This window comes from Nocardioides daedukensis, assembly GCF_013408415.1.
Taxonomy (GTDB): domain Bacteria; phylum Actinomycetota; class Actinomycetes; order Propionibacteriales; family Nocardioidaceae; genus Nocardioides; species Nocardioides daedukensis.
In genome coordinates this window covers 2,220,558-2,235,506 of sequence record NZ_JACCAA010000001.1, presented here as the reverse complement: position 1 = coordinate 2,235,506, position 14,949 = coordinate 2,220,558, and the positions used below count along the sequence as shown (strand labels likewise).

At 68.9% G+C, this 14,949-nt stretch carries 19 protein-coding genes; 13 read left to right on the top strand and 6 right to left on the bottom strand.

Annotated features, from left to right (window positions below):
• Positions 1–21 precede the first annotated feature (21 nt).
• Together BJ980_RS11050 and BJ980_RS11045 are read right to left on the bottom strand one after the other, a co-directional pair.
• Positions 22–1,218, bottom strand: a complete 1,197-nt coding sequence (locus BJ980_RS11050; protein ID WP_179502337.1) for a glutaminase — start codon at positions 1,216–1,218, stop codon at positions 22–24.
• A gap of 21 nt (positions 1,219–1,239) precedes the next feature.
• Positions 1,240–1,401 carry a hypothetical protein gene (locus tag BJ980_RS11045; RefSeq protein WP_179502336.1) on the bottom strand — a complete coding sequence of 54 codons (162 nt, stop codon included), beginning with the start codon at positions 1,399–1,401 and terminating at the stop codon, positions 1,240–1,242.
• A 22-nt stretch (positions 1,402–1,423) separates the two neighbouring features.
• On the opposite strand from BJ980_RS11045, the gene BJ980_RS11040 reads away from it, so the two are divergent.
• Genes BJ980_RS11040 through BJ980_RS11025 form a run of 4 tightly spaced genes read left to right on the top strand, consistent with a single transcriptional unit; the run spans position 1,424 to position 4,595 of the window.
• Positions 1,424–2,092 (top strand): hypothetical protein, encoded by a 669-nt coding sequence (locus tag BJ980_RS11040; protein ID WP_179502335.1) that lies wholly within the window; start codon positions 1,424–1,426, stop codon positions 2,090–2,092.
• A gap of 5 nt (positions 2,093–2,097) precedes the next feature.
• The gene (locus BJ980_RS11035; protein WP_179502334.1) at positions 2,098–2,493 is read left to right on the top strand and encodes an MmcQ/YjbR family DNA-binding protein; all 396 of its coding nucleotides are present in this window, start codon (positions 2,098–2,100) and stop codon (positions 2,491–2,493) included.
• Positions 2,490–3,230 carry a glycoside hydrolase family 25 protein gene (locus BJ980_RS11030; protein ID WP_179502333.1) on the top strand — a complete coding sequence of 247 codons (741 nt, stop codon included), beginning with the start codon at positions 2,490–2,492 and terminating at the stop codon, positions 3,228–3,230. The genes BJ980_RS11035 and BJ980_RS11030 overlap by 4 nt, the downstream gene beginning before the upstream one ends.
• A 39-nt stretch (positions 3,231–3,269) precedes the next feature.
• The gene (locus BJ980_RS11025; RefSeq protein ID WP_343047786.1) at positions 3,270–4,595 is read left to right on the top strand and encodes an MFS transporter; all 1,326 of its coding nucleotides are present in this window, start codon (positions 3,270–3,272) and stop codon (positions 4,593–4,595) included.
• A gap of 1 nt (position 4,596) precedes the next feature.
• On the opposite strand, the gene BJ980_RS11020 is transcribed toward BJ980_RS11025, so the two are convergent.
• Positions 4,597–5,478: a LysR family transcriptional regulator ArgP gene (locus tag BJ980_RS11020; protein ID WP_179502332.1), complete on the bottom strand. Its 882-nt coding sequence runs from the start codon at positions 5,476–5,478 to the stop codon at positions 4,597–4,599.
• Positions 5,479–5,548: 70 nt separating this feature from the next.
• On the opposite strand from BJ980_RS11020, the gene BJ980_RS11015 reads away from it, so the two are divergent.
• Together BJ980_RS11015 and BJ980_RS11010 are read left to right on the top strand one after the other, a co-directional pair.
• Positions 5,549–6,184 carry a LysE/ArgO family amino acid transporter gene (locus BJ980_RS11015; RefSeq protein ID WP_343047785.1) on the top strand — a complete coding sequence of 212 codons (636 nt, stop codon included), beginning with the start codon at positions 5,549–5,551 and terminating at the stop codon, positions 6,182–6,184.
• Between the two features lie 42 nt (positions 6,185–6,226).
• Positions 6,227–7,279 carry an NAD(P)-dependent alcohol dehydrogenase gene (locus BJ980_RS11010; protein WP_179502331.1) on the top strand — a complete coding sequence of 351 codons (1,053 nt, stop codon included), beginning with the start codon at positions 6,227–6,229 and terminating at the stop codon, positions 7,277–7,279.
• A gap of 7 nt (positions 7,280–7,286) precedes the next feature.
• On the opposite strand, the gene BJ980_RS11005 is transcribed toward BJ980_RS11010, so the two are convergent.
• Both BJ980_RS11005 and BJ980_RS11000 read right to left on the bottom strand, forming a co-directional pair.
• Positions 7,287–7,709 carry a hypothetical protein gene (locus BJ980_RS11005; RefSeq protein WP_179502330.1) on the bottom strand — a complete coding sequence of 141 codons (423 nt, stop codon included), beginning with the start codon at positions 7,707–7,709 and terminating at the stop codon, positions 7,287–7,289.
• Between the two features lie 25 nt (positions 7,710–7,734).
• On the bottom strand, positions 7,735–8,301 hold the full coding sequence (locus BJ980_RS11000; protein ID WP_179502329.1) for a sugar O-acetyltransferase: 567 nt from the start codon (positions 8,299–8,301) through the stop codon (positions 7,735–7,737).
• A 68-nt stretch (positions 8,302–8,369) separates the two neighbouring features.
• On the opposite strand from BJ980_RS11000, the gene BJ980_RS10995 reads away from it, so the two are divergent.
• The 4 genes from BJ980_RS10995 to BJ980_RS10975 all read left to right on the top strand — a co-directional run bounded on the left by BJ980_RS10995 (position 8,370) and on the right by BJ980_RS10975 (position 12,219).
• On the top strand, positions 8,370–9,026 hold the full coding sequence (locus BJ980_RS10995) for a GTP pyrophosphokinase (protein WP_343047784.1): 657 nt from the start codon (positions 8,370–8,372) through the stop codon (positions 9,024–9,026).
• Complete coding sequence (locus tag BJ980_RS10990) at positions 9,023–9,358, top strand: YnfA family protein (protein ID WP_179502328.1); 336 nt, start codon at positions 9,023–9,025, stop codon at positions 9,356–9,358. The genes BJ980_RS10995 and BJ980_RS10990 overlap by 4 nt, the downstream gene beginning before the upstream one ends.
• Before the next feature lie 208 nt (positions 9,359–9,566).
• Entirely contained in the window at positions 9,567–11,426 is a 1,860-nt protein-coding gene (locus BJ980_RS10980; RefSeq protein WP_179502327.1) for a penicillin-binding transpeptidase domain-containing protein, read from the top strand.
• Between the two features lie 19 nt (positions 11,427–11,445).
• Positions 11,446–12,219, top strand: coding sequence for a putative protein N(5)-glutamine methyltransferase (locus BJ980_RS10975; protein WP_179502326.1), 774 nt, complete (start codon positions 11,446–11,448; stop codon positions 12,217–12,219).
• Here the strand turns inward: BJ980_RS10975 and BJ980_RS10970 are convergent.
• Positions 12,195–12,695: a mycothiol transferase gene (locus BJ980_RS10970; RefSeq protein WP_179502325.1), complete on the bottom strand. Its 501-nt coding sequence runs from the start codon at positions 12,693–12,695 to the stop codon at positions 12,195–12,197. The two genes, BJ980_RS10975 and BJ980_RS10970, sit on opposite strands and share 25 nt — an antisense overlap.
• 97 nt (positions 12,696–12,792) lie before the next feature.
• Here BJ980_RS10970 and BJ980_RS10965 point away from each other — a divergent pair, with 97 nt between their 5' ends.
• The 3 genes from BJ980_RS10965 to BJ980_RS10955 are packed head-to-tail and all read left to right on the top strand — an operon-like array spanning position 12,793 to position 14,936.
• Entirely contained in the window at positions 12,793–14,250 is a 1,458-nt protein-coding gene (locus tag BJ980_RS10965) for an aldehyde dehydrogenase family protein (RefSeq protein WP_246279958.1), read from the top strand.
• A gap of 42 nt (positions 14,251–14,292) precedes the next feature.
• Positions 14,293–14,547, top strand: coding sequence for a type II toxin-antitoxin system VapB family antitoxin (locus tag BJ980_RS10960; RefSeq protein WP_179502323.1), 255 nt, complete (start codon positions 14,293–14,295; stop codon positions 14,545–14,547).
• Complete coding sequence (locus tag BJ980_RS10955; protein WP_179502322.1) at positions 14,544–14,936, top strand: type II toxin-antitoxin system VapC family toxin; 393 nt, start codon at positions 14,544–14,546, stop codon at positions 14,934–14,936. The genes BJ980_RS10960 and BJ980_RS10955 overlap by 4 nt, the downstream gene beginning before the upstream one ends.
• Positions 14,937–14,949: the final 13 nt, after the last annotated feature.

The window sequence follows — 14,949 nt, the reverse complement described above, 5'->3', positions numbered from 1 at the left end:
TTCCATCCTCCGGGCCGGATGTCACTGCTGAGGAAGCACGCCTTCGGGGTCGATCAGCTCGACCCGGACACCGTCGATCGCGAGCCGGCGTACCACCTCGTCGAGCATCCGCCGGGAGACGTCGTCGACGCTGTTCACCCGGGTCAGGTCCAGGACCACCCGCTCGGTCTCGACATCGGCCTCGCTGACTGCGCGGACCACCGTCTCGGTGCCGGCGAAGCGCAGGTTGCCCTGCAACCGATAGACCGTGCGGGAGTCATCGGCATACTGCTGGCGGAGCGCGGCCGTCGGCTGCGGGGCCACGTCCATCATGTGCAGGCCCATGTCGGCCGAGAGCCGCCCGAAGACCTCGACGCCGCGCACGCTGTGCCCGTGCACGTCCAGGCGGGGCGAGAAGACCGCGAGCCCGACCTGGCCGGGCAACGCGCCGAGGATGCCGCCGCTGACCCCGCTCTTGGCCGGGATCCCGACCGTGGTCACCCAGTCGCCGGCGGCGTCATACATCCCGCACGTGGTCATCACGCTCAGCGCCTGCCGGGTCACCTCGCGGGAGAGCAGTCGCTCGCCGCTGACCGGGTGTACGCCGCCACCCGCCAGCGTCGCCGCCATCACCGCCAGGTCGCGGCAGGTCACCTTGATCGCGCACTGCCGGACGTAGCCGCGCACCACGCGGACCGGATCGGCCTCCATCACCCCGACCGCCTTGAGCATGTGACCCATCGCCAGGTTGCGGTGCGTGGTCGACCACTCGGAGGCGAAGACCTCCTCGTCCACACTGAGCTCGCGCCCGGCCAGCTTGCTGAACATCTCGAGGATCCGCTCGAAGCGCTCCTCGTCGTCGGCGCCACGGACCAGTGAGTGGGTCAGGATCGCGCCGGCGTTGATCATCGGGTTCTCCGGACGACCGGACTCCTCCTCCAGCGAGATCACGTTGAACGCCTCGCCGGAGGGCTCCACGTCGACCTTCGCCAGCACGCCCTTCAGGCCGAGGTCGGCGATCGCCAGGGCATAGACGAACGGCTTGGACATCGACTGGATGGTGAACTCCACGTCGGTGTCACCGGCCGTGTAGACCGCGCCGTCGGGCGTCGCGATGCAGATCGCCAGCCGGTCCGGGTCGGCCGCGGCGAGCTCGGGAATGTAGTCCGCCACCGCTCCGGTGGCGGGGGCACAGGCGGCAAGGACCTCCTGCAGATAGTCCGGGATGGGGGAGCGCATGGCTCCACCGTACGGATCAGCTCACCGGGACTGGGCCTCCGCGTGCCGCTGGTGCAGCCGGGTGCGGATCTCGTCGGGGGTGTAGGAGCGGCGCTCGCGTTCGTTGCGCGCGATCACCGCGCCGGTCGCCGCGACCCCGGCCACGCCGGCCAGACCCACCCACTTCCACCAGTTCTTCGCCATGGAAGCAGGTTAGCCTCGGAGCGTGCTCGACATCGACGACGCCATCCGCGTCACCCGCACCGGCGACCTGTGGCTCTTCCGGGGACGTACGGCGGCCGACCGCGCGATCCGGGTCGTCTCCAACGCGCCGGTGAACCATGTCGCGATGTCGGTGGTGATCGACGACCTGCCGCCGCTGCTCTGGCATGCCGAGCTGGGCAAGACGCTCCTGGACCACTGGAGCGGTGGCCACCACCGCGGCGTACAACTGCACGACCTGTCCGAGGCAGTGGGCCGGTGGCGCGAGACCTACGGTCAGACCGCCTATCTGCGTCAGCTGCACCCGGAGGTGGGCCACGCCGAGGAGGACTCGGTGCTCGGCACCATCGCGCGGTTGGACGGGGTCTCCTTCCCGAGCACGCTGAAGCTGGCCGGTCGGTGGCTGCGCAGCCGGGACGCCTATGTCCCGCGCCGCAAGCGTGGCGAGCGGGTGCGGCCCGAGGAGGCCTTCTGTGCCGAGACGGTGGCGCTCACCCTGCAGGAGATGGGTGTCCTCGCGGACGTCCGGAAGGCGGCATGGTTCGACCCCGGCACGTTCTGGAGTGGGGCATATCTGCCGCTGCGGTCCGGGTGGTCGTATGGCAGTGAGGTCCAGGTGGGTGCGGAGTCGTCCGGTCGCGCGCCCAGCAGTCGCACCAGATGGAGGAACTGAGTGTCATGACCCACCCGGTGATGTTCGATGACGACGACCCGCTGTTGATCCGGCTCCGAGGTGTGGTGCTCGGCTTCCCCGGGGCGGAGGAATATGTCTCCCACGGCCGGCCGAACTTCCGGGTGAAGAAGAACTTCGCGGTCTTCGGCGGCGGGGAGAAGATCGACGGTGGCCACCGCCGGGTGGATTCCGCGTTGCTGGTGAAGGTCGAGGAGTCCGAGCGCGAGGCCCTGGACCAGGACCCGCGGTTCTTCTCGCCGATGTACTACGGGCCGTTCGGATGGCGCGCACTCGACCTGGCCGATCCCGAGACCGATTGGGACGAGGTGGGCGAGCTGGTGGATGCCTCCTATCGGTTGACGGCGCCGAAGCGGATGATCGCCGAGCTCGACGCGCGATGAGGTACGCCGTACTGCTGGCGGCTGCCCTGTCTTCTGGCCTGGTTCTCGCCGGGTGTGGTGGCCAGGATGCGCCGGTCGCGGTGCAGCCGGGTGAGCGGGCGACACCCACGGTGAGCGCCACGCCGACGGTGCGGCCGAGTGCCTCTCCCACCAGTTCCCCCACCGGCTCGCGGGACCGGAAGGGCATCGACGTCTCGCAGCACCAGGGCGACATCGACTGGGAGCGGGTGGCCGCGGACGGGGTCGAGTTCGCCTATCTCAAGGCGACCGAGGGCAGCGGGTTCAGCGACCCACGCTTCGTGAGCAACGCGCGCGCCGCGAAGGCGGCCGGGATCGAGGTCGGGGCCTATCACTACTACACGCTCTGTGCGGCGCCCGAGCCGCAGGCCGCGCACTTCGTCTCCACGATCACCGGTGCCACTGACTTGGCGCCGGTGGTCGACCTGGAGCTGATCGGCAACTGCGACCCGCCCCCGGACCCGGTGCTCCTGCAGAAGCAGGTGCAGAGGTTCATCGCCCTGGTGGAGGAGGCGAGCGAGGAGCGGGTCGTCGTCTACTTCCACCCCGGCTTCGAGGCGTTCTACTCGATGGTGGCGGAGTTCGACCGCCCGCTGTGGGTGCGCCGGGTGGGCACGGTGCCGCCGCCGGGCGAGTGGCACATCTGGCAGCGCAACGACCGCGGCACGGTCGACGGGATCGACGGCCCGGTCGACCTCAATCTGATGCGTAATCGATAACCATTCGCTGGTGTCAGTCACACCGAGCAGAATGTGCCGGTGACCTCGGACCCGCATGCCATGACCATCTCCTCGTTCTGGGCGGCGCTGCCGAGGCCGGCCCGCTGGCTGCTCTGCTCGACGGTCTTCCAGGTGCTCGGCCGCGGGCTCACCCTGCCGTTCACGGTGATCTACCTGCACGAGGTGCGCGGGCTGACCCTGGACGTGGCGGGGTCGCTGATGGCCCTCGCCTTCGCGATCGCGCTGCTCCTCACCCCGGTGGCCGGCAACCTCACCGACCGCCTCGGCGCGCGGATCATGGTGATCATCGGCAGTGGCGCGCAGTCGATCGGGGTGGCGATCCTGGCCTTCGCCGAGGATGTGCCGACCGTGATCGCGGCGATGTTCTTCATCGGCATCTGCAACGCCGGCGGCTGGGGCGCGTTCAACGTGCTGATCTCGTCGCTGGTCGACGGGCCGGTGCGGGTGCAATATTTCGGGATCAACTTCGCCCTGGTGAACCTGGGCATCGGGCTCGGCGGCGTGGTGGGCGGCATCTTCATCGACGTGTCGCGTCCCAAGACGTTCACGACGATCTTCCTCATCGACGCGGTCTGCATGCTGATCCCGATCGCGCTGATGCTCGGCCCACTCCGCCACGTGCACGGCCGCAGCGAGACCCCGGAGGAGGAGATCGGCGTCAAGGTCAGCTATCTCTCGATCCTGCGCCGTCCCGGCGTGCCGCACCTGTTCGCGATCGGGCTCATCTTCGCGTTCATCGGCTACGGGCAGATGGAGGCGGGCTTCCCGGCCTTCGCGCGCGAGGTCAGTGAGGTCTCCACGCGAGTGATCGGGTGGGCGTTCGCGGTCAACACGGTGGTGATCGTCGCCTTCCAGTTCTTCGTGCTGCGCAAGATCCACGGTCGCCGGCGCACCCGGGTGGTCGTGCTGATGGCGGCGATCTGGGCCGCCTCCTGGCTGATCCTCGGCGCCACGGGCGCCTTCTCCGGCACCATCACCGCGGCCGCGATGGTGCTGGTCTTCCACGCGCTCTTCGCCAGCGGGGAGACCCTGCTCCAGCCCACCCTGCCGGCGATCACCAACGACCTGGCCCCGGCGCACCTGCGGGGTCGCTACAACGCGCTGTCGTCCGGCTCGTTCCAGCTCGGTGCGGTGCTCGCGCCCCTGGTGGCCGGGTTCATGCTGCGCCACGAGCTGAACTCCGCCTTCATCGGACTGCTCGTCGCCGGTTGTGCGGGGCTGGCAGTGGTGGCGATCGGTCTCGAGCGCAGGATCTCCCCGGAGGTCAACGGCGTCGGGCCGCGTGCCGAGCCGGTGCGGGTGCCGACCTCCGCGCCGCTGCAGGTCGAGGATCCGACGGTCTGACTCACCGCAGTGCGGATGCCGCGCCCTCCCGGATCGCGGCGGTCACCTCGGCCAGGACGGGTGAGTCCAGGCGCCACCGCTGCCAGAACAGCGGTACGTCGATGACCGGTCGCGCTCCGATCTCGACCAGGGTGCCGGTGGCGCGGTCCTCGACGGTCTGGAGGTCGGGCAACATCGCCCACCCCATGCCACGACGTACTGCCTCTGCGAACTGATCCGAGCCGGGCACATGGTGGCGCGGCGGCGAGACGGGGCGTCGGGTGAGACGTGCGATGAACTTGTTCTGCAGGTCGTCGTTGCGGTCGAAGTCCATCGTCGGGGCAGTCGCGACAGATGCGGCGTTGGCGCCCTCGGGGAACCAGCGCGCGACGAAGTCCGGCGTCGCCACCGCCCGGTAGCGCATCGCGCCGAGTCGATCGACGACGCAGCCCTGCACCGGGTCGGGAGTGGAGGTGACCGCCGCCATCACCGTGCCGGAGCGCAGCAACGTGGTCGAGTGCGCCTCGTCCTCGCGGTGGATGTCGAGGATGATCCGGCCGTCGGTGGCGAGCGGCGCGAGTGCCGACATCGCCCAGGTGGCGAGCGAGTCGGCGTTGATGACCAGTGGGATCTCGGACGGTCCGGTGCCCAGCCCCAGCTGGTCGATCGCGTCACGCTCGAGCGCGGCGATCTGCCGGGCCATCCGCAACAAGATCTCGCCGGAGGCGGTCGGCTGCGGGGGTCGGGTCCGCTGCAAGAGGATGCGACCGACCTGGCGTTCCATCGCCTTGAGACGTTGGCTGACTGCGGAAGGTGTGATCACCAGCGCGACGGCAGCGCGCTCGAGCGACCCCTCGTCCACGATCGCGGCGAGCGTCTTGAGATGGAGAGCGTCGACGTCCATGAAGCAATGCTAATGATCCTTCAGTTTTAGTCGCTGGCACTAATGATGTGGGTGCGCCTACCTTCTTCTCGTGCCCTCCTCGTTCAGCTCCCAGATGCTCAGCTCCGGCGGCCTCGGTCTCGCCGCCGGCCTCTCGCTGATCGTCGCCATCGGCGTCCAGAACGCCTTCGTGCTGCGCCAGGGCATCCGCCAGGAACACGTCGGTGCGGTGGTCGCGGTCTGTGCGGTCTCCGACGCGGTGTTGATCACCGCCGGCATCGCCGGGCTGGGCGCGGTCGTCGAGCAGGCGGACGGCGTACTGCGTTGGCTGACCTGGTTCGGTGCGGCCTTCCTGATCGGCTACGGGCTCCTGGCCGTACGCCGTGCGCTGCGGCCGAGTGCCGGGCTCGAGGCGGAACGGGCAGCGACGACGACGAGCGTCGCCGCTGCGGTCTCGACCGCGCTGGCGCTGACCTGGCTGAACCCGCACGTCTATCTCGACACCGTGGTGCTGCTCGGATCGATCGGGAACGGCGAGGGGCCGTCCGGGCGATGGTGGTTCGCGGGCGGCGCAGTCCTGGCCAGCCTGCTCTGGTTCACGATCCTGGGCTACGGGGCGCGGCTGCTGGCCGGATTCATGTCACGCCCCTCGTCGTGGCGGATCCTCGACGGGCTGGTGGCCCTGGTGATGCTGACCCTCGGCGTGCTGTTGCTGGTCCGCGGCTGAACGGTTCGAGGCCCATTGGCCTTCGGGTCTATGGTCGGAATCATGACGACCACAACTGCCCTGCAGGCCACCACCGCCGGAGCCCCGTTCGAAGTGGCGGAGATCCCGCTGCGCGAGCTGCGCGACGACGATGTGCTCATCGACATCAAGTTCGCCGGCATCTGCCACTCCGACATCCACCAGGTCCGCGAGGAGTGGGGCAAGGCGATCTTCCCGATGACCCCCGGCCACGAGATCGCCGGCGTGGTCTCGGCCGTCGGAGCGGGCGTGACCAAGCACAAGGTCGGCGACCGGGTCGGCGTCGGCTGCATGGTCGACTCCTGCGGCGAGTGCGAGTTCTGCAAGGACGGCCAGGAGCAGTTCTGCCTCAAGGGCGCGGTGATGACCTACAACGGTCGCGGCTATGACGGTGAGGCCACCCGCGGCGGCTATGCCCAGCAGGTGCCGGTCTCGGAGCGCTTCGTGTGCAGCATCCCCGAGGGCGTCGGCCTCGACGAGGCAGCACCCCTGCTCTGCGCCGGGATCACCACCTGGTCGCCGCTGAAGCGCTGGGGAGTCGGGCCCGGCTCGAAGGTCGCCGTCGTCGGCCTCGGCGGGCTCGGCCACATGGGCGTGAAGTTCGCGGTCGCCCTCGGTGCCGACGTCACGGTCCTGTCCCGCTCGGATGCCAAGGCCGGGGACTCCAAGGCCCTTGGCGCCAAGGCACACGTCGCCACCGCCGACCCGGCCGCGCTGAAGTCACTGCGCGGCACCTTCGACGTCATCCTGAACACGGTGAGTGCTGATGTCGACGTGAACCGCTACGTCTCGGCACTCAAGCCACTCGGTGTCTTCGTCAACGTGGGCATGCCGCCCTCGCCGTGGGCCCTGCGGCCGTCATCGGTGGTCGGCGGGTCCCGGGTGGTGGCCGGATCGAACATCGGTGGCATCCCCGAGACCCAGGAGATGCTCGAGTTCTGTGCCGCGAACGGGATCGGTGCCAGCATCGAGACGATCTCGGCTGCCGAGGTGGACGGTGCCTATGAGCGCGTCGTTGCCGGCGACGTCCGGTATCGGTTCGTGATCGACACGGCGACGCTCAGCAAGCCGATCTGACCTGAGCTCAGAGGTGGTCCGGGACGATCAGTGCGTCCGGGTCCTGGCGGATCGGCATCGCGTTGATGCCGATCCGCACGAACGCAACCGTCGAGTCGACGAGCACCTTGCGCTTCTTGGCCGAGAGCCGCTCCCAGGCGCCCGGCTTGCGGTGCTCCATCAGGTTGCGGGTGCTCTCCTCGGCGGCGGAGGCCAGCTCCTGATCGGTGAACTCGGGCCGGGCTCCGATCGTCGGTCGTTCCGGTAGGGCGACCAGCGGACCGAGGATCATCTCCCCGGCGGCCGCGCGGTGGTGATACTTCTCGATCGGCTTCAACTGCTCCCACTCGGCGTCGGCGTCGCCCCGCCGCCACGGCGGCCTCTTCGCGGCATGGAGCGTCTTGCCGACCACGTCGACGGCCACCGTCATTTCTCGTTCGGTGAACTTCATGGGGTCCAGTCTGCCGTGCGCGACTTCAGGACTCGGCCAGATCCCTGACCACCCGGGCCGGGTTTCCGACCGCCAGGGCGTTGTCCGGGATGTCTCGGGTGACCACCGACCCGGACCCGATCACGGCGTTGTCGCCGATGGTGACGCCAGGCAGGATCATCGCTCCACCGCCGACCCAGACGTTCGCGCCGATGCTGATCGGGGCGGCGTACTCCCACCTGTCGCGCCGCGGCCCGGCCTCCAACGGGTGCAGCGGCGTCAGGATCTGCACGTTGGGCCCGAACTGGCAGTCGTCGCCGATGGTGATCTCGCAGCAGTCCAGCGCGACCAGGCCATAGTTGGCGAAGACCCGGTCGCCGACGTGGATGTTGGTGCCGTAGTCCACCCGGAACGGCGGCCGGATGCTGACGCCCTCGCCCACCGACCCGAGCCACTCGACCAGGATCGCGCGCTGCCCCTCATGGTCCGAGGACGCCGTCGCGTTGTAGCGGTCCATGTGGCCCTGGCTGGTCGTGAGCATCTCGATCAGCTCGGGATCGTCGGCGAGGTAGTGCTCACCGGCGAGCATCTTGTCCTTCATCGAGCGAGTCATCGCAGCCCCATTCGCATGCCACCAGTCTGCCGCACGCGGGGCGTTGCCCCAGTCCCTATCATCGAGGGGTGACCATCAGCAGCCCGCTCGGCGAGATCAGCAGTCTCGAGGAGTTCCACGCCCTCAGCGGACAGCTGACCCGATTCCTGATGGAGTACAAGTTCGGCATCGACGAGGTCACCACCAAGATCTCGATCCTGCAGGAGGAGTTCGCCCACCTGCACGACTACAACCCGATCGAGCACGTGCTCTCGAGGGTGAAGTCGCCGGAGAGCATCTTCGACAAGATGCAGCGTCGTGGCGTGCCGAGCACGCTTGAGGACATCCGCGAGCAGATAACCGACATTGCCGGCGTCCGGGTCACCTGCAGCTTCACCTCGGACGTCTATCGGGTCTTCGACCTGCTCTCGGGGCAGCCCGACCTGAAGGTGGTCCAGGTCGAGGACTACATCGTCGACCCGAAGCCGAACGGCTATCGCAGCCTGCATGCGCTGGTCGAGATCCCGGTGCACCTCTCGGACCGGGTGGTGCAGGTGACCGTCGAGCTGCAGATCCGCACGGTCGCGATGGACTTCTGGGCCAGCCTCGAGCACAAGATCTACTACAAATATCGCACCGCGGTTCCCACCGAGCTGTTGCGCGAGCTCAAGGACGCGGCCGAGACCGCGGCCAGCCTGGACGCACAGATGGAGCGGCTGCACGGCGCGGCCAAGGACCAGGCGTGACGATCACGAGGTCGCTGCTGCTCTTCGCGCTCGCGGCGGTGGCCGAGATCGGCGGAGCCTGGTTGATCTGGCAGGGGGTGCGCGAGCACCGTGGTTGGGTCTGGATCGGTGCCGGCGTGCTGGCGCTCGGTGCGTACGGATTCGTCGCGACTCTGCAGCCGGACGCGAACTTCGGGCGCATCCTCGCGGCGTACGGCGGTGTCTTCGTGGCCGGTTCGCTCGCCTGGGGGATGGTGGTCGACGGCTTCAAGCCAGATCGGTATGACGTCGCCGGGGCGTTGATCTGCCTCGTCGGGGTCGCGGTGATCATGTATGCGCCGCGGGTGGACTAACCGCTCCACTCCTCGGCGAGCAGCGCATAGGTGAAGTTGTCGAGCCAGCCCTTGGTGCGGTGCAGCGAGTCCTTCACGTTGTGGGCCTCGCGGCGCTTCCCCACGCGCTCCATCAGTCGCCAGGAGGGTTCGCACCCAGTCGAGATCCGAGAGGGTGCTGACGGAGCGATCATGCTCCTTGTGGGTGGCGGCTGTCATGATCTTTTCCATGCGCACACCAGTGGTTCTCGGAGCATCTCTCCTGCTGGCCCTGCCCACCGCCTCCTGCAGCCTGCTCGGCGACGACGGTGATCCACAGGCGACGGCCGACATGTTGGCCGCGGCTCTCTCGGCGAAGGATCTGGCGGACGTGCCGTTCACCGGTGCTCGTCCGGACGAGGAGTTCACGGCCGTCGTCGACGGTCTCGGCGATTCAGGGGCGAAGGTGGACGCCGACGTCGGCGACGTCGAGGACGACAACACCACCGCGAGCCTGACCTGGACCTGGGACCTGGGTGGGGCCCAGTGGAAGTACGACGCCACCGCGCACCTGACCCGTGTCGACGACGAGTGGAAGGTGGTCTGGGCACCCAGCCTGGTCGAGCCCTCCCTGAAGGACGGCGAGGAGCTCTCACTCGACACCCTCCAGGCCAAGCGCGGCGAGATCCTGGCCGGTGACAAGGAGCCGATCGTCACCGACCGCGACGTGCTCAAGCTCGGCCTCGACAAGACCAAGATCAAGAAGAGCCAGGTTGCCAGCAGCGCCAAGGCCATCGCCAACGCCCTCGACATCGACCAGGCCGCCTATGTGAAGAGGGCCGAGGCAGCAGGCGACAAGGCGTTCGTGGAGGCACTGGTGATGCGGGCCGAGGACGCCCGGACCCAGCTCGACGCCTCCTACGAGGAGATCCCGGGCGCGGTCTCCCTGGGCTCCCAGATGCCGCTCGCGCCGACCCGGACGTTCGCCGCACCACTGCTCGGCACCGTGGGACCGGTGACCGCCGAGATCGTGAAGAAGTCCAAGGGACGACTCGCACCCGGCGACACGGCCGGGCTCTCGGGGCTCCAGGCACGGTATGACGAGAAGCTGGCCGGGCAGCACGGCATCCAGGTCGAAGCCGTCAATGCCACCGGTGAGGAGCGTGAGCTCTTCAGCCAGGACCCCGAGGACGGCGAGCCGCTCGAGCTGACCCTCGACATCGACCTGCAGACCAAGGCCGAGCAGGTCCTGGCAGACACCAAGCCGGCCAGCGCGATCGTGGTCCTCGATCCGCAGACCGGCAGGGTCCTCGCCGCTGCCAGTGGCCCCGGCGGCAATGGCCAGAACACCGCGACTGCCGCCCGCTATGCGCCCGGCTCGACGTTCAAGGTCGTCACCGCACTGGCGCTGCTGCGCAACGGCCTGACCCCGCAGTCGATGGTGGACTGCTCGGCGACCGTGGTGGTGGACGGCAAGACGTTCAAGAACTACGACGACTATCCCTCGAGCTCGCTCGGCAAGGTGACGCTCGGTGAGGCGTTCGCGCAGTCCTGCAACACCGCCCTGATCGACGAGCGCGACAAGCTCGGCACCGATGACCTCACCGAGGCGGCGGCCGCCCTGGGCCTGGGCGTCGACCACGACCTCGGGTTCCCGGCCTACTTCGGTCAGGTGCCGCCCGCGAGCGGCGAGACCGAGAAGGCCGCGGACCAGATCGGCCAGGGCAAGGTCCTGGCCTCCCCGCTGGCGATGGCTGCCGTCGCCGCCTCGGTCCGCTCCGGTCGCACCGTGCTGCCGAGCCTGATCACCGGGCACAAGGTCAGCCAGGAGGCGCCGAAGAAGCCGCTGACGAACGACGAGGCCACCCAGCTCCGTGCGCTGATGCGTAGCGTGGTCACCGAGGGTTCGGGCCGCTTCCTGGCCGACATCCCCGGCGAGGTCGGCGCCAAGACCGGCACCGCCGAATATGGCACCGCCAAGGGCGGCAAGCTGCCCACCCACACCTGGATGCTCGGCACCACTGACAAGTTCGCGGTCGCGGTCTTCGTCGAGATCGGCGAGTCCGGCTCGCAGACGGCCGGACCGCTGCTCGAGCAGATGCTGCGTTGAGCGCTGGTTGACTGACCCGGTGACCGACCAGGCCGAGCTCGTACGCCGTCTGCGCGCCGCGGGCTGCGTCTTCGCCGAGGAGGAGGCCGAGATCCTGCTCGAGTCGGCCACCGGTGACGACCTCGAGGGGCTCCTCGCCCGCCGGGTCGCCGGCGAGCCACTCGAGCAGGTCGTTGGTTGGGCGCGGTTCGCCGGCCTGCGGGTGAAGGTCCGCCCCGGTGTCTTCGTGCCGCGGGTGCGCACCGAGCGCCTCGTCGAGGTCGCCCTCGCGCACCATCCGCGACCCGAGGTCGTCGTCGATCTCTGCTGCGGCTCAGGCGCGCTCGGCCTGGCCTTCCTGGTGGGCGTGGAGAAGTCGATCGAGCTGCACGCCGCCGACCTCACCGCCGAGGCGGTCGACTGCGCACGGGACAACCTCGAGGGCCGCGGGGAAGTGCATCGCGGTGACCTCTACGCAGCGCTGCCCGATCACCTGCGCGGGCGGATCGACGTACTCCTGGCCAACACGCCATACGTGCCCACCTCTGCCCTCGGCCTGCTGCCGCCCGAGGCCCGGCTGCACGAGCCGACGAGTGCGCTGGACGGCGGCGCCGATGGTCTGGACCTGGCGCGGCGCGTGCTGGCGGAGGCGAACGACTGGCTCGCACCCGGGGGCGCGGTGCACATCGAGGCCAGTGACGACCAGGCGCCGACCCTTGTGGACCACGCCGTCGCGTGCGGTCTCCACGCCGAGGTCGACGGCTCGGTGGTCACCGCAACCCGGTCGACTCAGCCGAGGAGTCCCCGCAGGTAGGCGGCCTGCCCGAGGTGCTGGGTGTCGTCATTGATCACGCTGACCAGGCGTACGCCGAGGGTCACCGGCGGGTCCCAGTTGGTGTCCACCACCCGGTCCAGGTCCTCCTCAGCGAGGCCACCGACCCAGGCAACACTCTGCCGATGGGTCCGGGTGAGATAGGCAGCCAGCTGCTCACTGCTGGCCCGGACCAGGCCGACCTGTTCGGCGCTGTGCCCGAAGCCGGTGTCATCGGCGGGCAGGTCGAGGGCGAAGTCCTCCTCGAAGCCATCGGCCGCCCACACCTGTTGCAGCCCGGCCGCGTCGGCGATGTGGTCGTCCTGCACCCGGGTCAGGTGCCAGATCAGCCAGGCGATCGAGTTCGCCTCGGGTGAGAGCCGATGGGCCAGCTGGTCCTCGCTCAGTCCGTCGACGGCAGCCAGTCCACCCTCGAGGATCCGGTCGAACGAGTCGGTCAGGAGCTTTGCTGGAGTCATGTCCTCCACGCTACGCGGGTCGTGACCGTGGACGCGTCGTTGTGGAGTGCCCATCACCGCAATAACCTCAGCACCGAGCCCAACCGAGGAGATGTTCATGAGCGGCACGTTCGAATCGTTGAACCCGACCACCGGCGAGGTCGTCGGTGTCCACCCGATCGACGATGCGGCGAGCGTCGACGCAGTCGTCGCACGCGCCCGCGCGATGGCGCCGTGGTGGAGCGAGATCGGCTTCGACGGGCGCAAGGACGTCCTGGACCGCTGGCGCAAGGTGATCACCAACCGGCTCGACGAGCTGGTGGAGGTGGTCCACCTCGAGACCGGCAAGCCCCGGCCCGACGCGATGATCGAGGCCGGCCTGGCGCTCGACCACCTGGCGTGGGCGGCCGCGAACGCCAAGAAGGTGCTCGGCCGCCGCCGGATGAGCTCCGGGCTGCTGATGGCCAACCAGGCCTCGCAGCTGGAATATCGCCCGCTCGGGGTCGTTGGCGTGATCGGGCCGTGGAACTATCCGGTGTTCACCCCGATGGGCTCCATCTCCTATGCGCTCGCCGCCGGCAACCCGGTGGTCTTCAAGCCCAGCGAGTTCACCCCCGGTGTCGGGGTGTGGCTCGCCGACAGCCTCAACGAGGTGCTCCGCGACCAGTCGATCCTCTCCGTGGTCACCGGCTTCGGCGAGACCGGCACCGCCCTGTGCCGTGCGGACATCAACAAGCTGGCGTTCACCGGCTCCGGGCCGACCGGGAAGAAGGTGATGGCGACCTGCGCGGAGAAGCTGATCCCGGTCGTGATCGAGGCCGGCGGCAAGGACCCGCTGATCGTCGACGAGGACGCTGACATCGCCGCAGCCGCGGACGCCGCCGCCTGGGGTGCCTTCTCCAACGCCGGCCAGACCTGTGCCGGTGTCGAGCGGGTCTATGTCCACGAGCGGGTCTACGACGAGTTCGTGACCAAGCTGACCGCGATCACCAAGACCGTGCACGCCAACGCCGACGCCCAGGTCGGTCCGATGACGATGCCCAAGCAGCTCGACATCGTGCGCTCGCACATCGACGACGCCCTCGCCCGCGGCGGACGCGCGCTCGTCGGCGGAGCGGGCGCGGTCGGCGACCGGTTCGTGCAGCCGACGCTGTTGGTCGACGTACCCGAGGACTCGATCGCCGTCACCGAGGAGACCTTCGGCCCGACGGTGACCGTCCGCAAGGTCAAGGACATGGACGAGGCGATCGAGCTGGCCAACAACACCCGTTATGCCCTCGGCAGCACCGTGTTCTCGAAGAAGAACGGTGAGGACCTCGCCTGGCGGATCCGGTCCGGGATGACCGCGGTCAACGCCGTGATCGCCTTTGCCGGGGTGCCGTCGCTGCCGTTCGGCGGCGTGGGCGAGTCGGGCTTCGGCCGGATCCACGGCGCGGACGGGCTCAAGGAGTTCACCTATGCCAAGTCGGTGACCAAGCAGCGGATGAAGCCGGTGATGAACCTGACCTCGTTCAGCCGCGACGCCACGGCGGACGCGCGTTTCGCCAAGGTGCTCAAGCTGCTCTATGGACGCTGATTCTTCCTGGGGATGAGGAATTCTTCCTGATAGTCTCCCTGTATGGCGCTGAACATCAAGGACGAGGAGACCGACCGTCTCGCCCGAGAGCTGGCGCGTGAGGCCCATGAGTCGATCACGGTCGCCACGCGCATCGCGCTCGAGGAGAGGCTGGCCCGGATCCGCGGCACGAACAGACCGTCGGTGGCGGAGACCGAGTTGCGTCGCATCATCGAGCGCGGACGGGCACGCGCGACGTACGACGCGCGCGACGCCGATGAGCTCCTCGGCTATGACGACGACGGGCTGCCCGGATGATCGCCGACACCTCGTCGCTCGTGTGCATCGTGCTCGGGGAGCCGGACGCCGAGTCGCATGCGCAGGCCATCCTCGGCGCCACGCGGGTGGCCATCTCGAGCGCCACCCTGGTGGAGGCGAGCATCGTCCTGGAAGCCAGGCAGGGTCCGGACGCCACCCGTGACCTGGAGTTGTTGATCGAGCGCTGTGGCGTGGAGGTGGTCCCCCTCGATGCCACTCAAGCACGCGAGGCCATGGAAGCCTGGCGCCGGTTCGGGAAGGGACGCCACCCCGCTGCCCTCAACTTCGGTGACTGCTTCGCCTATGCGCTGGCCAGGTCCACCGACGAACCCCTGCTCTTCAAGGGCGATGACTTCTCCCAGACCGACATCCGCGCTGCGCTCGCCTGAGCCGGGCGGCTAG

Excerpts from the sequence above, each read along its gene's own strand:
- BJ980_RS11050 (WP_179502337.1), bottom strand. The coding sequence starts at position 1,218 with ATGCGCTCCCCCATCCCGGACTATCTGCAGGAGGTCCTTGCCGCCTGT.
- BJ980_RS11045 (WP_179502336.1), bottom strand. The coding sequence starts at position 1,401 with ATGGCGAAGAACTGGTGGAAGTGGGTGGGTCTGGCCGGCGTGGCCGGG.
- BJ980_RS11035 (WP_179502334.1), top strand. The coding sequence starts at position 2,098 with ATGACCCACCCGGTGATGTTCGATGACGACGACCCGCTGTTGATCCGG.
- BJ980_RS11030 (WP_179502333.1), top strand. The coding sequence starts at position 2,490 with ATGAGGTACGCCGTACTGCTGGCGGCTGCCCTGTCTTCTGGCCTGGTT.
- BJ980_RS11020 (WP_179502332.1), bottom strand. The coding sequence starts at position 5,478 with ATGGACGTCGACGCTCTCCATCTCAAGACGCTCGCCGCGATCGTGGAC.
- BJ980_RS11010 (WP_179502331.1), top strand. The coding sequence starts at position 6,227 with ATGACGACCACAACTGCCCTGCAGGCCACCACCGCCGGAGCCCCGTTC.
- BJ980_RS11005 (WP_179502330.1), bottom strand. The coding sequence starts at position 7,709 with ATGAAGTTCACCGAACGAGAAATGACGGTGGCCGTCGACGTGGTCGGC.
- BJ980_RS11000 (WP_179502329.1), bottom strand. The coding sequence starts at position 8,301 with ATGACTCGCTCGATGAAGGACAAGATGCTCGCCGGTGAGCACTACCTC.
- BJ980_RS10980 (WP_179502327.1), top strand. The coding sequence starts at position 9,567 with ATGCGCACACCAGTGGTTCTCGGAGCATCTCTCCTGCTGGCCCTGCCC.
- BJ980_RS10970 (WP_179502325.1), bottom strand. The coding sequence starts at position 12,695 with ATGACTCCAGCAAAGCTCCTGACCGACTCGTTCGACCGGATCCTCGAG.
- BJ980_RS10965 (WP_246279958.1), top strand. The coding sequence starts at position 12,793 with ATGAGCGGCACGTTCGAATCGTTGAACCCGACCACCGGCGAGGTCGTC.
- BJ980_RS10960 (WP_179502323.1), top strand. The coding sequence starts at position 14,293 with ATGGCGCTGAACATCAAGGACGAGGAGACCGACCGTCTCGCCCGAGAG.
- BJ980_RS10955 (WP_179502322.1), top strand. The coding sequence starts at position 14,544 with ATGATCGCCGACACCTCGTCGCTCGTGTGCATCGTGCTCGGGGAGCCG.